Origin of the sequence: Sedimentibacter sp. B4 (assembly GCF_000309315.1) — a bacterium.
Classification (GTDB): Bacteria; Bacillota; Clostridia; order Tissierellales; family Sedimentibacteraceae; genus Sedimentibacter; species Sedimentibacter saalensis.
The window spans coordinates 1-207 of sequence record NZ_CANG01000818.1; the positions used below are offsets into that span (position 1 = coordinate 1).

General features: G+C 72.5%; 1 pseudogene. It reads left to right on the plus strand.

Features of this window, described 5'->3' with window-relative positions:
- Positions 1–207 (plus strand): annotated as a pseudogene (locus BN358_RS27870) (cobalt ABC transporter ATP-binding protein); the annotation flags it as partial.

Below are 207 nucleotides of genomic sequence, written 5' to 3' on the forward strand. Positions count from 1 at the left end.
TGCTGCTGGGCGCGATCAACGGTCTCGTGCCGCACTTCACCGGCGGCACGCTTCGCGGGCGCGTGATCGTCGACGGCCGCGACACCGCCCGCCACCGGCCGCGCGACCTCGCCGACGTGGTCGGCTACGGTGGGCCAGGATCCGCTGCGCGGCTTCGTCACCGACACGGTCGAGGACGAGATCGCCTACGGCATGGAGCAACGTGGG